This is a genomic window from Pseudomonas sp. GW821-FHT01D09 (assembly GCF_059422465.1).
The window spans coordinates 98585-115682 of sequence record NZ_JBWKWY010000005.1; the positions used below are offsets into that span (position 1 = coordinate 98585).

Annotated in this window: 13 protein-coding genes and 1 pseudogene; 9 read left to right on the plus strand and 5 right to left on the minus strand. The window is 62.3% G+C overall.

Annotation, left to right across the window (positions count from 1 at the left end; all coding sequences use genetic code 11):
• Positions 1-11 precede the first annotated feature (11 nt).
• The 4 genes from alr (at position 12) to AC07W7_RS07620 (ending at position 4419) form a co-directional block, all read left to right on the plus strand.
• Complete coding sequence (gene alr / locus AC07W7_RS07605; protein ID WP_076963421.1) at positions 12-1085, plus strand: alanine racemase; 1074 nt, start codon at positions 12-14, stop codon at positions 1083-1085.
• 116 nt (positions 1086-1201) lie between these two features.
• On the plus strand, positions 1202-1750 hold the full coding sequence (locus tag AC07W7_RS07610) for a cupin domain-containing protein (protein ID WP_029289768.1): 549 nt from the start codon (positions 1202-1204) through the stop codon (positions 1748-1750).
• 181 nt (positions 1751-1931) lie between these two features.
• Complete coding sequence (locus AC07W7_RS07615; protein WP_076963474.1) at positions 1932-2363, plus strand: c-type cytochrome; 432 nt, start codon at positions 1932-1934, stop codon at positions 2361-2363.
• A 133-nt stretch (positions 2364-2496) separates the two neighbouring features.
• Entirely contained in the window at positions 2497-4419 is a 1923-nt protein-coding gene (locus AC07W7_RS07620) for an acetyl-CoA hydrolase/transferase C-terminal domain-containing protein (protein ID WP_495039035.1), read from the plus strand.
• A 131-nt stretch (positions 4420-4550) separates the two neighbouring features.
• On the opposite strand, the gene AC07W7_RS07625 is transcribed toward AC07W7_RS07620, so the two are convergent.
• Together AC07W7_RS07625 and rep are read right to left on the minus strand one after the other, a co-directional pair.
• Positions 4551-5123, minus strand: coding sequence for a xanthine phosphoribosyltransferase (locus AC07W7_RS07625; RefSeq protein WP_029289761.1), 573 nt, complete (start codon positions 5121-5123; stop codon positions 4551-4553).
• Between the two features lie 57 nt (positions 5124-5180).
• Entirely contained in the window at positions 5181-7190 is a 2010-nt protein-coding gene (rep, locus tag AC07W7_RS07630) for a DNA helicase Rep (RefSeq protein WP_076963417.1), read from the minus strand.
• A gap of 268 nt (positions 7191-7458) precedes the next feature.
• Here rep and AC07W7_RS07635 point away from each other — a divergent pair, with 268 nt between their 5' ends.
• Complete coding sequence (locus tag AC07W7_RS07635; RefSeq protein WP_495039036.1) at positions 7459-9132, plus strand: putative bifunctional diguanylate cyclase/phosphodiesterase; 1674 nt, start codon at positions 7459-7461, stop codon at positions 9130-9132.
• A 35-nt stretch (positions 9133-9167) separates the two neighbouring features.
• Here AC07W7_RS07635 and AC07W7_RS07640 read toward each other — a convergent pair whose 3' ends face one another.
• On the minus strand, positions 9168-10562 hold the full coding sequence (locus AC07W7_RS07640) for a NorM family multidrug efflux MATE transporter (RefSeq protein ID WP_495039037.1): 1395 nt from the start codon (positions 10560-10562) through the stop codon (positions 9168-9170).
• A 152-nt stretch (positions 10563-10714) separates the two neighbouring features.
• Between AC07W7_RS07640 and AC07W7_RS07645 the strand changes: the two genes are divergently transcribed.
• The 3 genes and pseudogenes from AC07W7_RS07645 (at position 10715) to AC07W7_RS07655 (ending at position 13807) form a co-directional block, all read left to right on the plus strand.
• Positions 10715-11635, plus strand: a complete 921-nt coding sequence (locus AC07W7_RS07645) for a LysR substrate-binding domain-containing protein (protein WP_076963414.1) — start codon at positions 10715-10717, stop codon at positions 11633-11635.
• Between the two features lie 189 nt (positions 11636-11824).
• Positions 11825-12898: pseudogene (locus AC07W7_RS07650) on the plus strand (Cache 3/Cache 2 fusion domain-containing protein); the annotation flags it as partial.
• Positions 12899-13078: 180 nt separating this feature from the next.
• Entirely contained in the window at positions 13079-13807 is a 729-nt protein-coding gene (locus AC07W7_RS07655) for a methyl-accepting chemotaxis protein (protein WP_373562131.1), read from the plus strand.
• On the opposite strand, the gene AC07W7_RS07660 is transcribed toward AC07W7_RS07655, so the two are convergent.
• Complete coding sequence (locus tag AC07W7_RS07660; protein WP_169866298.1) at positions 13808-14719, minus strand: ABC transporter six-transmembrane domain-containing protein; 912 nt, start codon at positions 14717-14719, stop codon at positions 13808-13810. It abuts the gene before it with no gap.
• A 113-nt stretch (positions 14720-14832) separates the two neighbouring features.
• Here AC07W7_RS07660 and AC07W7_RS07665 point away from each other — a divergent pair, with 113 nt between their 5' ends.
• On the plus strand, positions 14833-15417 hold the full coding sequence (locus tag AC07W7_RS07665; protein WP_076963411.1) for a TetR/AcrR family transcriptional regulator: 585 nt from the start codon (positions 14833-14835) through the stop codon (positions 15415-15417).
• Here AC07W7_RS07665 and AC07W7_RS07670 read toward each other — a convergent pair.
• Positions 15414-16910, minus strand: coding sequence for a YifB family Mg chelatase-like AAA ATPase (locus AC07W7_RS07670; RefSeq protein ID WP_495039038.1), 1497 nt, complete (start codon positions 16908-16910; stop codon positions 15414-15416). The two genes, AC07W7_RS07665 and AC07W7_RS07670, sit on opposite strands and share 4 nt — an antisense overlap.
• Positions 16911-17098 lie beyond the last annotated feature (188 nt).

Sequence of the window (17098 nt, forward strand, 5' to 3'; positions counted from 1 at the left end):
AGCCTGCCGCCATGCGTCCTGCCCGTGCCCTGATCGACCTACAAGCCCTGCGCCACAACTACCAATTGGCCCGCGAACTGACCGGAGCCAAGGCCCTTGCCGTGATCAAGGCCGACGCCTATGGCCATGGTGCCGTGCGCGTGGCCCAGGCCCTGGAAGACCAGGCCGATGGTTTTGCCGTGGCCTGTATCGAGGAAGCGCTGGAGCTGCGCGCCGCCGGAGTGCGTGGGCCAGTGTTGTTGCTTGAAGGGTTTTTCGAGGCCGACGAGCTACCGCTGATCATCGAGCACGATTTCTGGTGCGTGGTGCATTCGCTGTGGCAACTGGAGGCGATTGAGCAGGCGCGCCTGAGCCAGCCGCTGACGGTGTGGTTGAAGCTGGATTCGGGCATGCACCGGGTCGGGTTGCATCCTAAGGATTATCACGACGCCTACCAGCGCCTGCTGGCCAGTGGCAAAGTGGCGAAGATCGTCCTGATGAGCCACTTCGCTCGTGCCGATGAGCTGGACTGCACCAGCAGCGATGAACAGGTCGCAGTATTCGACGCGGCGCGCCAGGGCCTGGCGGCCCAGGTCAGCCTACGCAACTCGCCGTCGGTGATGGGCTGGCCGAGCGTCTCCAGTGATTGGGTACGGCCCGGCATCATGCTCTACGGCGCGACGCCTTTTGGCGAAGACCAGGCGGTTGCCGCGCGTTTGCAGCCGGTGATGACCCTGGAATCGAAAGTCATCTGCGTGCGCGAACTGCCGGCGGGCGAGCCCGTGGGTTATGGCGCGCGCTTCGTGACGCCCAAACCGATGCGTATCGGCGTGGTCGCCATGGGCTATGCCGACGGTTATCCACGCCACGCGCCGACCGGCACGCCGGTGCTGGTCGCCGGCCAGCGCAGCCAGTTGCTGGGGCGGGTGTCGATGGACATGCTGTGCATCGACCTGACCGATGTGCCCCAGGCCGGCCTGGGCTCGACCGTCGAGTTGTGGGGCAAAAACATCCTCGCCAGCGATGTGGCGACCGCCGCTGACACTATCCCCTACCAGATTTTTTGCAACCTGCGCCGCGTGCCACGGCTCTATTCCGGCGCCTAGCCGCCGGTCGTCGACGACGTCCTGCGGGATTCAGACCAAAGTGTTGTAAATACTGAACGCTGTCGCCATGATAACGCTCAATTACAACAAAGCCTGAATCCTAGGAGGCTCCTGCATTGGACGTCGGCGAACGACTGCAATCCATCCGTAAACTGAAAGGTCTTTCCCAGCGTGAACTCGCCAAGCGTGCGGGCGTCACCAACAGCACCATTTCGATGATCGAGAAAAACAGTGTCAGCCCCTCCATCAGCTCCTTGCGCAAGGTGCTGGGCGGCATCCCCATGTCGATGGTCGAGTTCTTTTCCGAGGAGATCCTCCAGGAAAAACCGACGCAGATCGTCTATAAAGCCAATGAGCTGATCGACATCTCCGATGGGGCGGTGACCATGAAGCTGGTGGGCCGGGCGCATCCCAGCCGGGCGATTGCGTTTCTCAACGAAATCTACCCGCCGGGCGCCGATACGGGCGAGGAAATGCTGACCCATGATGGCGAGGAAACCGGGATCTTGCTGGAAGGTCGTCTGGAATTGGTCGTGGGCGTCGAAACTTTTGTGCTCGAAGCCGGCGATAGCTACTACTTTGAAAGCACCAAGCCGCACCGCTTTCGCAATCCGTTCGATGTGCCGGCGCGACTAATCAGCGCAGCCACACCCGCGAACTTTTAACAGAAGAGGCGCCCTGCCTACCTTGCAGAGGTGCCCATCGTTGTATTTCGCCCTGCTGAATCCCCCCTTGGATAATAGGGTTGTTTCAGTGAGGCGGCCTAACCGTTATACTTTCGCCGCCTGCGAAACCGTGGCCGCAGGCGTGAATAGCCACCATGAGGGTGAACGCGTGAACCTAATTATGAAAATGCTGGCCGTACCAGCAATAGTATTGGCCCTAGCGGGTTGTGGGCAGAAAGCTGAGCCCCCTGTCAGCAAGACGAGCAGTGATGCCATTGCCGAGCGTCTGGAGCCTGTGGGGAAAGTCTGTGTCCAGGGCGAAGAATGCAAGGGGATGGAAGTCGCGGTAGCCGCGGGCGGCGGCGGCGCGAAAACGCCGGACGAGATCATCGCCAAACACTGTAATGCTTGCCACAGCACTGGCCTGTTGGGCGCACCGAAAATCGGTGATACCGCCGCCTGGAAAGAGCGCGCCGACCACCAGGGCGGCCTCGACGGCATCCTGGCCAAGGCCATCACCGGGGTCAACGCCATGCCGCCTAAAGGCACCTGCGCCGATTGCTCGGATGCCGACCTCAAGGGTGCGATCGAGAAGATGTCGGGTTTGAAATAAACCGATCTTCGCCAAAAAGCCGCTGACCAGCGGCTTTTTTGTGGGTGTAATTTGGTGGCCAAGGCTGTTCATTGCAGCAAAGACCCGGCAAGCTCGGTCCAACCCCTAATCACGGAATGTTCAGGAGGGTCGGATGGTGCAGTTGTGTTCAATCGAACAAGCGGTCGATGACGTACTGGAGCGCTTGCCTGCGCATATCCACATGGGTATGCCCCTGGGCCTGGGCAAGCCGAATCTGTTTGCCAATGCCTTGTACCGGCGTATCGCCAAGCTGCCCGAGCGGGCGCTGACGATCTACACCGCCCTGAGCCTGGGCCGCCCGCCGTTGGGCGATGGTTTGCAAAAGCGCTTTCTGGAACCGTTTATCGAGCGGGTGTTCGGCGATTACCCCGAGCTGGATTTCCTCGCCGCTCTGCGCAAGGACAGCCTGCCGGCCAATATCCACGTGCAGCAGTTCTTTATGCAGCCCGGCAGCCTGCTGCACAGCGCCTCGGCCCAGCAGGACTACGTCAGCAGCAACTACAGCCATGCCGCCCGCGATATCAACGCCGCCGGCCTGAACCTGGTCGCGCAGTTGGTGGCCAGCAGCAGCGAACACCCGGATCGCCTGAGCTTGAGCTGCAACCCCGATATCACCCTCGACCTGCTACCGATGATTGCCAAGCGCCGCGCGGCCGGGGAGACCATCCTGGTGGTGGGCCAGGTGCATGAAGATTTGCCCTACATGCCCGGGGATGCCGAGCTGGGTATGGATCAGTTCGATTTCCTGATCGACGAAAAGGACCGCACTACGCTGTTCTCCACGCCGAATATGCCGGTGGGTTTGCAGGACCATTTCATCGGTTTGCACGCCAGTACCCTGGTGCGTGATGGCGGCACCTTGCAGATCGGCATCGGTTCGATGGGCGACGCCCTGACCGCCGCGCTGCTGGCGCGCCAGGCCGATAACGAAGGCTACCGGCAGTTGCTCAGCGACCTGGATGTGTACCAATGGGCACCATTGATCAGCCGCGAGGGTGGGGTCGAGCCCTTCGTCCGGGGCCTCTACGGTTGCAGCGAGATGTTCGTCAACGGCCTGCTGGTGCTGGCCGATGCCGGGATTGTGAGGCGCAAGGTATACCCGGATGTGGCGACGCAGCAGCAGGCCAACGCGGGCCTGCTGGACGATGGGGCACAGCCCGATGGCGTGTCGATCCACGGTGGCTTCTTCCTTGGGCCACGCAGTTTTTACCAGCGCTTGCAGGAAATGCCCCACGCCAAGCGCCTGGAATTCAACATGACCCGCATCAGCTATATCAACGAGCTGTACGGGCAGGAAGAACTCAAGCGTTTGCAGCGCCTGGATGCGCGCTTTATCAACAGCGCGATCATGGTGACGCTGTTGGGCGCCGGGGTTGCCGACCAACTGGAAGACGGCCGTGTGCTCAGTGGGGTGGGTGGGCAATACAACTTTGTGGCCCAGGGCCATGCACTGGAGGGCGCGCGCTCGATCCTGATCCTACGCAGTTGGCGCGAGTCGGGCGGTGAGGTCAGCTCCAATATCGTTTGGGAATACGGCCACTGCACGATTCCCCGGCACCTGCGCGATATCGTGATCACCGAATACGGCATCGCTGACTTGCGCGGTCAGACCGACGCCAAGGTGATCGAGGCGCTGCTCAATATCACCGACTCGCGGTTCCAGGCCGGCTTGGTCGAGCAGGCGCAAAAAGCCGGCAAGTTGCCCAAGGACTTCCAGCTCGCCCAGCGTTTTGCCGACAATACGCCCGAGCGTTTGCAGGCGGTGCAGGCGCGGCATACAAGGCTGTTCCCGGAGTACCCGCTGGGCAGTGACTTCAGCGATGAAGAGCGCGATTTGTTGCGTGCGCTGAACTGGCTCAAGAGCAAATTCAAGCTGACGGAGATTCTGGAGTTGGGCAAGGCGGCGCTGGATGCCCCGGAGCCTGAGGCGTTTGCCGAGCACCTGGTGCGCATGCGCCTGGATAAGCCGGAGGGGTTTAAAGAGGATTTGTATCAGCGGCTATTGCTTGCTGGCCTACAGGCCACCGCACGCTGACAGGTAACACAAGGCAAATGTGGGAGCTGGCTTGCCTGCGATGAGGGCCTGACAGTCGACATCTCTGTCGCCTGACACTGCGCTATCGCAGGCAAGCCAGCTCCCACATTTTTAACTGTGCTCGCTCACCTTCAGTCGATGAAGGTCACGACGCCACCCGCCAGGGACTTGACCCGCGCCAGCGACTCAACCCGGTAACCCTGGGCATCCAGTTCCGCACGGCCGCCCTGGAACGACTTCTCGATCACAATCCCCAGGCCCGCCACGGTGGCGCCGGCCTGTTTGATGATCGAAATCAGCGCTTGGGACGCCTTGCCGTTGGCCAGGAAGTCATCGATGACCAGCACGCGGTCGCTGCTGGTCAGGTGGCGCGGGGAGATCGCCACGGTGCTTTCGACTTTCTTGGTGAAGGAATACACCGTGGCCGACAGCAGGTTTTCCGTCAGGGTCAGGGACTGTTGCTTGCGGGCGAAGATCACCGGCACGCCCAGGTTCAGGCCGGTCATGATCGCCGGCGCGATGCCCGAGGCTTCGATGGTGACGATCTTGGTGATCCCCGAATCCTTGAACAACGCGGCGAACTCGTCGCCGATCAGCTTCATCAGCGCCGGGTCGATCTGATGGTTCAGAAAGGCGTCGACCTTGAGTACCTGGTCGGAAAGCACGATGCCTTCTTCGCGAATTTTCTTGTGCAGTGCTTCCACAAAAGCTTCCTCTGGTGGCGCAAGGGGCGCCGAAAGTAGATTAAAAAGTAGTCGATTCTAGCGCTTTAGCATCGCGCGTATATCCGCCAGGGCGGTGTTGCCGCGTACCGCCTTGACTTCAGTTGGGGTGTCGTCGTTGCCTTCCCAGGCCAGATCGTCCGGTGGCAGCTCATCGAGGAACCGGCTCGGGGCGCAGTCGATGATCTCGCCGTACTGTTTGCGCTTGGCCGCAAAGGTGAAGGCCAGGGTCTGGCGCGCGCGGGTAATGCCCACGTAGGCCAGGCGCCGTTCTTCTTCGATGGTGTCGGCTTCGATACTGGAACGATGTGGGAGGATTTCCTCTTCCATGCCCATGATGAACACGTAGGGGAATTCCAGGCCCTTGGACGCATGCAAGGTCATCATCTGCACACCTTCGGCGCCATCTTCCTCTTCCTGCTGGCGTTCGAGCATGTCGCGCAGCACCAGCTTGCCGATGGCGTCCTCGACGGTCATTTCGCCGTCTTCGTCTTTTTCCAGGGTGTTCTTCAGCGCCTCGATCAGGAACCAGACGTTGCCCATGCGGTAGTCCGCGGCCTTGTCGCTGGAGCTGTTGGTGCGCAGCCAGTTTTCATAGTCGATATCCATGACCATGCTGCGCAGGGCGCTGATCGGGTCTTCGCCGGCGCATTGCTCGCGCACCTTGTCCATAAAGCGCTTGAAGCGCGACAGGCGATCGGTGAAGCGTGTGTCGAGGTGCTCGCCCAGGCCGATTTCGTCGGTGGCGGCGTACATCGAAATCTTGCGTTCGGTGGCGTAGTTGCCGAGCTTTTCCAGAGTGGTGGAGCCGATTTCCCGGCGCGGTACGTTGATCACGCGCAGGAAGGCGTTGTCATCGTCCGGGTTTACGATCAGCCGGAAGTAGGCCATCAGATCCTTTACTTCCTGGCGTCCGAAAAAGCTGTTGCCGCCCGACAGGCGATACGGCACCTGGTGATGCTGCAACTTCAGCTCGATCAACTTGGCCTGGTAGTTGCCGCGATACAGGATCGCAAAGTCGCTGTAGGGCCGGTCGGTGCGCAAGTGCAGGCTGAGGATTTCCACGGCCACGCGCTCGGCTTCGGCGTCTTCGTTGCGGCAGCGGATCACGCGGATCTCATCGCCATGGCCCATCTCGCTCCACAGTTGTTTCTCGAACTCGTGGGGGTTGTTGGAGATCAGCACGTTGGCACAGCGCAGGATGCGGCTGGTGGAGCGGTAGTTCTGCTCCAGCATCACCACTTTCAGGGACGGGTAGTCGTCCTTGAGCAGCATCAGGTTTTCCGGGCGCGCACCGCGCCAGGCGTAGATCGACTGGTCATCGTCGCCGACCACGGTGAACTGGTTGCGCGTGCCGATCAGCAGCTTCACCAGCAGGTATTGGCTGGCGTTAGTGTCCTGGTATTCGTCCACCAGCAGGTAGCGCACCTTGTTCTGCCACTTTTCGAGGATATCGGCGTGTTCCTGGAACAGCTTGACCGGCAGCAGGATCAGGTCGTCGAAGTCCACCGCGTTGAACGCCTTGAGCGTGCGCTGGTAGTGGGTGTAGACGATGGCGGCGGTCTGTTCCTTGGGGTTGCGCGCGTTTTCCAGGGCCTCGGGCGGCAGGATCAGGTCGTTTTTCCACGAGCCGATCATGTTCTTGATCTCGTCGACCCCGTCGTCGCCGGCATATTCCTTCTGCATGATGTCGGTCATCAGGGCCTTGACGTCGGTCTCGTCGAAGATCGAGAAGCCCGGCTTGTAGCCCAGCCGCACATGCTCCTTGCGGATGATGTTCAGCCCCAGGTTGTGGAAGGTACACACGGTGAGGCCACGGCCTTCGCCACCCTTGAGCAGGGTGCCGACGCGCTCTTTCATTTCCCGCGCCGCCTTGTTGGTAAAGGTCATGGCGACAATGTACTGGGCACGGATGCCGCAGTTCTGGATCAGGTGCGCGATCTTGCGGGTGATCACGCTGGTCTTGCCGGAGCCAGCACCGGCGAGCACCAATAGAGGGCCGCCGACGTAGTTCACGGCTTCTTGCTGCCGGGGATTGAGTCGGGACATACAGGGTTTTGGGAGTCTTTGAGCGAAAAGGGCGGGCATTTTAACAGGCTGGCAAGATTCTGCCGCCTCTGAACGACAGTGTGACGTACCGCTCGATCTAAATTTGCCGGTTTTGTTACTTTGCCGCAGGATGTGCGGGGTTTTTGGGTCTATTGTTCGATCTAGAGCCGCACTGCGCGTATTTGATAACCAATATCATTGGTCATTATCAGGCTGCACGTCATAATGCCCGCCGCCAACGAAATTTTGCAAAGTCTAGGGAGCTAGCTTGTCTACGCCTGTCGAACCCTTGCGTTTGCTGCTACTGGCCGATACGCCTATGTGGGCAGCGTTGTTGCGCGAGTGCCTGGCGCCGATGGGCGATGGGGCTGTGCTGATCAGTGCGCCAAACTGGGAGTCGGTGAGCAGCCTGTTCGACGACGACCGCACGGCCGTCTTGCTGACCACCCCCAGCCTGCAACCCGGCCCTGGGCGTTGTCGCCTGCCCACCGTCTTGCTGTTGGAGCAGGAGCCGCTGGTGGCGCCGTTGGGCGTCAGCGACTGGTTGATCTGCGGCGCGTTTAATGTGGATACGCTGCGCCGCTGCCTGCGCCATGTGCGCGAGCGTGGCCTGCTGGAAAACACCCTGCAACGCCTGGCCGAACAGGACCCACTGACCGGTATCGCCAACCGCCAGGGTTTCCAGACCCTGCTGGCCGCGCGCCTGGCGGAAAACGACGGGCGTGGCCTGGCCCTCGGCCACCTGGACCTGGACAACTTCCGCCACGCCAACGATGCCCTTGGCCACCAGGCGGGCGACCGGCTGATCCTGCAAGTGGTCTCGCGGCTCAAGAGCCAGCTGGAGGTCGGCGACCAACTGGCGCGCCTGGGCAGTGACGAGTTCGCCTTGCTGATCGACACCCGCCGTGCGCCGCAACGCGCCGAGTGGATGGCCGAACGCATTACCGAGGCCATGGCCGAGCCCTATTGGGTTGATGGCGAGAGCCTGCTGATCGGCTGCAGCCTCGGTGTAGCCCATGCCCGCGCCAAGGCCGGCGCCGACCCGTTGATGTGGCACGCGCATATCGCCATGCAACAGGCCAAGAGCACCCAGGGCTGTACCTTTCATATCTTCAATGAACGCATCAACCGCAACGCCCGCAGCCTCGCCGACCTGGAAAGCGAACTGCGCCGGGCGCTGCGCCGTGACGAACTGGAACTGCATTACCAGCCGCGGCTGGACCTGGACGATGGGCATATCGTCGGCCTCGAAGCCCTGGTGCGCTGGCGCCACGGCGAACGTGGCCTGTTGCCGCCGAGCGAGTTCGTGCCCCTGGCCGAGCAGAGCGGCCTGATCGTGCCGTTGGGCTACTGGGTGATTTCCCGGGCCCTGCGCGATATGCAGGACCTGCGCGAACGCGGCCTGCCGCCGCTGCACATGGCGGTCAACCTGTCGTTCCGCCAGTTCCAGGACAGCCAGTTGCTGTCGACCCTCAGCCGCCTGATTGCCGAGCGCGGGGTGGAGGCGCAATGGCTGGAGTTTGAACTCACCGAAACCGCCGTGATGCGCCGCAGTGACCTGGTCAAGCAGACCATGGATGCCCTGGGCCGCCTGGGCGTGCGCTTCTCCCTGGATGACTTTGGCACCGGCTTCTCGTCTTTCGTGCACCTCAACAGCCTGCCGATTGCCTTGCTCAAGATCGACAAGAGCTTTGTCGGCGGCATGGAAGAGCGCGAGGAAAACCGCAAGCTGGTGCACGCCATGATCAACCTGGCCCACAACCTCAACCTGGAAGTGGTGGCCGAAGGCGTGGAAACGCCCGAGCAACTGGCATTGTTGCGTCTGTTTGGCTGCGACCAGGCCCAGGGTTACCTGATCAGCAAGCCGCTGCCGCTGGCGGAACTGGTGGAGTACCTGACATTTGGCAGCAGCCAGCAGGCGTTGTTGGGTGAGGTGATCTAGCCCTGTAAACCCAATCAAAAAGGTGGGAGCTGGCTTCAGTTCGGCTGTGGGAGCGCATCGACTTGCGGTTCCTGGGCAATCATCCGCTTCATCTTTGCCTCAAACGCCCATGTCAGGGTAATCGCTGCACACGCCAGCCCCAGCGCCAAGCCCCACCACACCCCGGTTGGCCCCCAGTCGAGGGTAAACGCCATCAACCAGGCCGCCGGTGCGCCAATCAGCCAGTAGCAACCCAGGCCGACGAGGAACGTGGTCTTGGCATCCTTGAGCCCGCGGATGCAGCCCATGGCGATGGTCTGCACGCCGTCGAACAGCTCGAACCACGCCGCCACGGCCAACAGGCTGACCGCCAGGCTGATCACCTGGGCAAAGGCCGGGTCGTCATGGTCGAGGAACAGGCCGATCAGCGGGTCGGAGAACAGCCAGAACACCATGGCAAACCCCAGCATCACCGTCGCGCCGAAGGCAATGCCCACGCGCCCGGCCAGCCGCGCATCGAGCAGTTGCCCGCCGCCGTAGTGCAAGCCGATGCGCATGGTGACGGCATAGGACATGCCCGCCGGCACCATGAACGCCACCGAGACGATTTGCAGGGCGATCTGGTGGGCCGCCAACTGCGTGCTGCCCATGGTGCCCATGCACAGCGCCGCGAAGGCAAACAAGCCGACTTCCACCGCATAGGTGCCGCCAATCGGCAGGCCCAGGCGCCACAGCTCGCGCAAGTAATGCAGGTTGGGCCGCAACAGGCCCTTGCCCAATGGGTAGGCGGCGTAGGCGCGGTTGTATTTGATGTACCACAACAGCGCCAGGGCCATGCAGTTGGCGACAATCGCCGTGACCAGGCCGATGCCCATCAGGCCCAGCTTGGGCAGGCCGAACATGCCCTCGATCAACGCATGGTTGAGCAGGTAGTTGACCACCGTGCCGCACAGGCTGATCACCATCACCGGGGTGGCCTTGCCGATGGCGCTGGTGAAGCCGCGCAGGGCCATGAATGTCAGGTAGCCGGGCAGGGCGAACGGCAGGATCATCAGGAACTGGCCGGCCGACTGCACGTTGGTTTCGGTCTGGCCGAACATCAGCAGCACCGGCTTGAGGTTCCACAGCAGCAGGCCCGCCACCAGGGCCATCAGCCAGGCCAGCCAGAGCCCGGCCTGGGTCAGGCGGGTGGCGCCTTCGATATCGCCGGCGCCCTGGCGAATGGCGACCAGGGTGCCCACGGCGGCAATCACGCCGATGCAAAAAATCGACACAAACGAATAGCTTGCCGCGCCCAGCCCGCCGCCGGCCAGGGCTTCGGGGCTCAGGCGAGCCATCATCAGGGTGTCGGTCAGCACCATCAACATGTGCGCCAACTGTGAGGCAATCAACGGCCCTGACAGCCGCAGAATGGCCCAGAGTTCGGTACGCGCCGGATGCTGCATGATCATCACGCTCAATAATTACACGAAGGGTAGAGGGGTTGATTCTCGGCGCTCTCAGCGCTTTGCACAAAGGGATAAATGCGATCATTTGCATGATTAAAACTCATACAAGGATGATTCTGGTAGGGTTCCGGGATCGTGCCGTCGGAGTTTTCCTCATGTCTCGTCGCCTTCCTCCGCTGTATGCCTTGCGGGCATTTGAAGCCGCCTCGCGGCACAACTCGTTCACCCGCGCGGCTGAAGAGCTGTCCATTACCCAAAGTGCGGTCAGCCGGCATATCCGCACCCTGGAAGAGCATTTCGCCTGCCGCCTGTTCCAGCGCAGTGGGCGTACCTTGCAGCTCACCGAGTCGGCGCGGTTGCTGTTGCCTGGGGTGCGCGAGGGTTTTGCCGCCCTGGAGCGTGCCTGCCATACCCTGAATGCCGAAGATGACATCTTGCGCATGAAGGCCCCGTCGACCCTGACCATGCGCTGGTTGCTGGCACGCCTGAGCCGGTTCCGGCACTTGCAGCCGGGCAACGAGGTGCAGTTGACCAGCGCCTGGATGAGCATCGATGAGGTGGATTTCAATCAGGAACCGTTCGATTGCGCGGTCCTGCTCAGTGACGGGCATTTTCCTGCGGATTGGGAGGCCAGTTACCTGTTCCCTGAACTGCTGATCCCGGTGGGCGCGCCGAACCTGCTCAATGATGGCCCCTGGGATGTGGAACGCCTGGCCAGTGCTGAACTGCTGCACCCCACGCCGGATCGCCGCGACTGGCGCCGCTGGTTGCAGCGCACTGGGCTGGCCTCCCGCGTCGCCATCAAGGGCGGGCAGGTGTTCGATACGCTGGAGCTGGGCATGATTGCCGCCGCGCGGGGCTATGGTGTGTCCATGGGCGACCTGCTGATGGTGGCCGAGGATGTGGCCCAGGGGCGCTTGAGCCTGCCGTGGCCGACGGCGGTGGCCAGTGGCGACAGCTATTACCTGGTCTGGCCCAAGACTCGCCCCGGCGGCGAGCGCCTGCGCAGGCTGTCGGACTTTTTGCAAAGTGAGGTCCGGGCCATGGCCTTGCCGGCGGTTGAACAGCTCGACTGAATCGATGCAGCCTGCGCAAACAATGCACTTGAGTAATACCTCTGTGATTTGCTCAAGTATTGATTCTGGCCGCCGAAGTAGGTGTGTCGCAGTGGCCATTCGTTGTGGCTCAGCGTGCCCTCCAATCCAAGAAATCCGCCGATTAGTGCTATGGGATCAGGACGATCCGGGCCTCGGCCAGGAGCTGTCATGTCTCAACCCCGCGCCCGCATCGCTTCGCAGCTGGGCATTGCCCTGGCGGTCATCTTGGCTGTCGTGATCAGCGGCAGTACCGTGTTTGCCCTGCGCTCCCTGGATTCAGCCAACCTGCAGACCCGTGAAGAACACCTGGCCAGCGAAGCGCGCTTGCTCGCCGACCAACTCAATACCTTCCACAGCACCTTGCGCGAGAGCACCCAGCGTTTGAGCGGGCTGTTTGAACAGCGCTTCGCCGCCGGGTTGCGCGTGCGTCCCGAGCAACGGGTGAGTGTGGCCGGGGTGCAGACGCCAAGCCTGTACCTGGGCGATCAAGTGCTGAACAACAACTTCGAGGAGGTCGATGAGTTCAAGCAGATGTCCGGTGGCGTGGCCACGGTGTTTGTGCGCAGCGGCGAAGACTTTATTCGCATCAGCACCTCCCTGACCAAGCAAGACGGCAACCGCGCCATCGGCACCGTGCTGGATCGCCAAGGCCCGGCCTACCAGCGTCTGCTTGCCGGGCAGAGCTACATTGGCCGTGCGGTGCTGTTCGAGCGTTCCTACATGACCCAATACAGCCCGGTGCGCGATGCCAGCGGCCAGGTGATTGCGGTGCTGTTTATCGGTTTTGACTACACCGATGCGCAGAATGCCCAGTTCGCCAACCTCAAGCGTTTCCGCATTGGCCAGACCGGCTCGCTGGCGCTGCTGGACGAGCAAAAACACTGGCTGGTGCCGCCCGCCGGCGTACAGGCCCTGGAGCAGGCGGTCCCGCTGATCCTGGCGCTGGCGCAGACGCCCGGCCAGGGACGTTTCTGGAGCGACCAGGGCGAAGACTTCTACAGCGTTGCCGTGCCGTTTGACGGTGGCCCGTGGTCGGTAGTGGCGAGCATGCCCAAGGCCGAGATCCGTGCGGTGACCTGGGCGGTGGGCATCCGCCTGGTGATCGGCAGTGTGCTGGCGATGTTGTTGGCGGTGGGCGCGGCGGTCTGGTTGCTGCGCAGCAAACTCCAGCCCCTGGGCGATCTGGTGCGCCAGGCGCAGGCCCTGGGTGCCGGTGATTTGAGTGCGCGGTTGAACGTGTCCAGCCATGACGAAATCGGTCAATTGGCGCGCAGTTTCAACCAGATGGGCGAAGCCCTGTCGACCATGGTGTCGCACATCCGCAAGGCGGCCGAGGAGGTCAACAGCCGCGCCCAGGCACTGTCGGGCCTGTCGGGAGGCGCTTATGAGGGCATGGAGCAGCAATCCGGCGAGATCACCAGCATGGCCGGCGCGGTGGAGGAGTTCAGCGCCACCTCGTTGAACATTGCCGACAACATGGGCAATACCGAACGCCTGGCCCAGGAAAATGCCCAGCAGACCCGCATCGGCCGCCACTCGATGCAGGAGGCGTCGTCGTCCCTGGAGCATATCGCCACGGCACTCAACAGCACGGCCACGGTGATCAATACCCTGGGCCAGCGCTCCCAGGAAATCGGCGGCATCGTCGGCGTGATCACCGCGATTGCCGAGCAGACCAACCTGCTGGCGCTCAATGCCGCCATCGAGGCGGCACGGGCCGGGGAACAGGGGCGTGGGTTTGCCGTAGTCGCCGATGAAGTGCGCAACCTGGCCTCGCGCACCCGCCAGGCCACCGACGAGATTTCCGGGATGATCCAGAGCATCCAGCTGGAAACCGGCAATGCCATCAGCACCATGGAGCAGGGCAATGAACTGATGCAGGAAGGCTTGTCGCGCAACGCCGACGTGGCTGCGGCCCTGGCGCGCATCGACGAACAAAGCCGTTCGGCGGGGCAGCAATTTGCCGCGATTACCACCGCGACCCAGGAGCAGAGCAGCACAGCGACCTTGCTCAGCAGCAACCTGCAGAGCATTGCCCTGGCCAATAGCGAGCAGCGTGAAGTGGTGTCGAACCTGGCGATTACCGCCAGGGAACTGGAGACGTTGGCGGCGGGGTTACGGCAGGAGGTGGATCGGTTTCGGCAAGGCTGATCAAGTCCCGAGCCCCGGGTCCACCCGTTTGCCGATGTCCTTGAGCCGCGCCAGTTGATCGACCATCCCTGGCGCTTCGTCGAGGCTGCCGACGAAGGTCCACAGGTACGTCATCACCGCGTAGACATGGCCTGCCTTGACCGCTGGCGACAAGGCCAGTTGGCTGATCGCAACGATGAACAGCAGCGCTGCCAGCGCGCCGAGAAACAGATAGGCGGCAGCTTCGCGGTCCGACAGCCAGATGCGCAGGTGTGACAGCAGTTGGTAATGGCGTCGCAACGTCTGGGCGCCAACCTTTTCCACCAGGCCAATCTCTTTCTCCAGGCGGTTATTCAACCGTTCGTGCAATTGCTCGTTACGACGGGCAAAGCGCGGCAGCAGGGTGATGCACAGCAGCAGTGCGGCGAAGCAGGCCAGGCCAACCCAAGGTTCAATCACCAGTAGCATCACTGCCGCGCCAACGATGGAGACCAGGGCCGTTGCGATCACCGGCACATGCTTCTCGAAAAAATCGACAAAGTCCCGCGCCAGCACCACCCGCGCGGCGGCCTTTGATGTGCTGTGGTTCTGTAGGCGCTGGTTGAGAATCACCGGTACGGCAAGATCGGCGTAGATCCGCGTGAAGGTGCGGGTATCCAGCGCCCGGCGTGCGGCGCCGACTACCCAGAAAGCCATCACCACGGCCGCATATAACAAGGCACTGCCGGCATCGCCACGCAGGATCGAGTCCACGGCGAAACCGGCAAACAGGGGATAGGCCAGCAGCAGTGCGTTTTCCAGTGCGACCAATGACAGTGTGCAGAACAGCTTGCCGGGATAAGCCTTGGCAATTGCCTTGAGGGTTTGGCTGGCCGATTGCTGGCCGATTTTCTTGCTTTCTTCGATCAGGATGTGTGGCGTTGTGGATGGCATGGGTGCACCAAAGGAGTAATAGGCGCTACTATTGAGCGACCGCTCAAGTATCTTTGAGCAGTCGCTCAAAAAGCAAGCGCCACTTATCTGGTGGTGCCCGTAAGGAATGGCCCATGTCGCGTATCGACCGTAAAGACCAGATCATCGCCGCTGCCTTGGAGCTGTTTCGCAGCAAGGGGTTTGCCGATGTATCCACCCGCGATCTGGCGGAGCATGCCGGCTTGTCCCGCAGCCACGTGTATCACTACTTCAGCGACTGGAAAGAACTGCGCCGCGAAGCCTTTGTCTGCTTTGCCAATGAGCAATTGGACGAAGTGCGCGCACCATTGGCAGAAGCGCCGCCGCTTGAGGCCTTGGTGGGCTTCCTGAGGGGGTGCTTGCCCTGTACCGCCGATGCCGGCTGGGCGCTCTGGCTGGACGCCTGGGATGAAGCGATGCACGACGCGGAACTGGCCCAGGCGTATCTGCTGGTCAATGCCCAGTGGCAAGCCATGCTCGCCGAAGTGATCGAGCGAGGGATCGCCGCCGGGGTGTTCCGCTGTGACTCATCCAGCCGCGCGGCTCGACAGATCTTTGCCGTGACGATGGGGTATACCGATGACCTGCTGCTCAAACCCTCCGTCGAATCGGCGCAAGCGGTGCTGGATGAGGTGATGGAGGTGGCGGGGCTGCTGCTGGATTTGCCCAGGGATCTCTAACTCACGGCGGCTGGCCGGTACTGCAAGGCTTCGGCCAAATGATGGCGAGCGATGGCGTCTGCTTGTTCCAGGTCTGCCAGGGTGCGTGCGACCTTGAGTAGCCGATGAGCGGCGCGCAACGACAAGGTCAGGCGCTCGCAGGCGGTTTCCAGCCAGCCTTCATCGGCTTTTGATAGCCCGCAGTGGCGCCGCAATCCAGGTAGATCGAGGAATGCATTTGCACAGCCCTGGCGTTGTTGCTGGCGATCCCGTGCGTTGGCGACGAGGGTCGATGCGCTGGCCGTGTCATTGCCGGTTTGTTTGGCCGGGTTCAGTGCGGTGCTTTCCCGGGCCACAGTCAGGTGCAGATCAATCCGGTCCAGCAACGGCCCCGAGAGCTTGTTGCGGTAGCGCTGGATCTGTTCCGGCGTGCACCGACAGCGCCCGCTGGGTTCGCCCATATAGCCGCAGGGGCAGGGGTTCATCGCCGCCACTAGTTGAAAGCGTGCCGGGAAACTTACGCGGTCGCGGGCGCGGGAAATCACGATATGGCCGGACTCCAACGGTTCGCGCAGCACCTCCAGCACCTTGCGATCAAATTCCGGCAGCTCATCGAGAAACAGCACCCCGTGATGGGCCAGGGTGATTTCCCCTGGCTGTGGTTTCGAGCCGCCACCCACCAGCGCCGGCCCGGATGCCGAATGGTGCGGCTGGCGAAAGGGCCGCTGGGGCCAGTGGCTCAAGGGGGCGAGGCTGACCACCGACTGGATCGCCGCCACTTCCAGTGCCTCCTGTTCGCTCAAGGGCGGCAGCAGCCCGGGCAGGCGGCTGGCGAGCAAGGTCTTGCCGGTGCCGGGTGGCCCGCTGAACAGTAAGTTGTGGGCACCCGCTGCCGCAATCAGCAGGGCGCGCTTGGCGGCAAGCTGGCCCTGCACCTCGCTCAGGTCCGGGTAAGGCTTGTTCAGGTACAGCAACCCGTCGGACGTGTAAGGCTCGATCGGCACCAGGCCATTGAGGTGCGCCACCACTTGCAGCAGATGATCCGCCGCAATCACCTTCAACCCGCAGGCCAGGCACGCTTCCTCGGCATTGGCCCTGGGCACGATCATGCTGCGCCCGGCCTTGCGTGCCGCCAGCGCGGCCGGCAACACCCCTTTGACCGCGCGCACCTCGCCAGACAGGGCCAGTTCGCCAAGGCATTCCACGTCATCGAGCGCCAGCGCGGGCACCTGCACGCTGGCCGCGAGAATCCCCAGGGCAATCGCCAAGTCAAAACGCCCACCGTCCTTGGGCAGGTCGGCGGGCGCCAGGTTAAGGGTGATGCGGCGCGCGGGGTATTGCAGCGCGCTATTGAGAATGGCGCTGCGCACCCGGTCCTTGCTCTCCTTGACCGCCGCCTCCGGCAGGCCCACCAGCGTCAGCGATGGCAAACCATTGGCCATATGCACCTCGACGGTGACAGCAGGGGCTTCGACGCCGATCTGGGCGCGGCTGTGGACGATGGCGAGGGACATGCTCGTTCCTTGAAAGGGAGGGCCGCTTTGCGGTTTTTCAAGGGTAGACGAGGGCGGGGGAGGCGCCGTGTGGAGGTTTTACAGAACGTATCCAAGGCAACAGGAAACCCACTGTAGGAGCGAGCTTGCTCGCGAAAAACGCCAACGATAACGCGGGGCTTCTGGATGCACGCGGCGTTTTCAGGTTT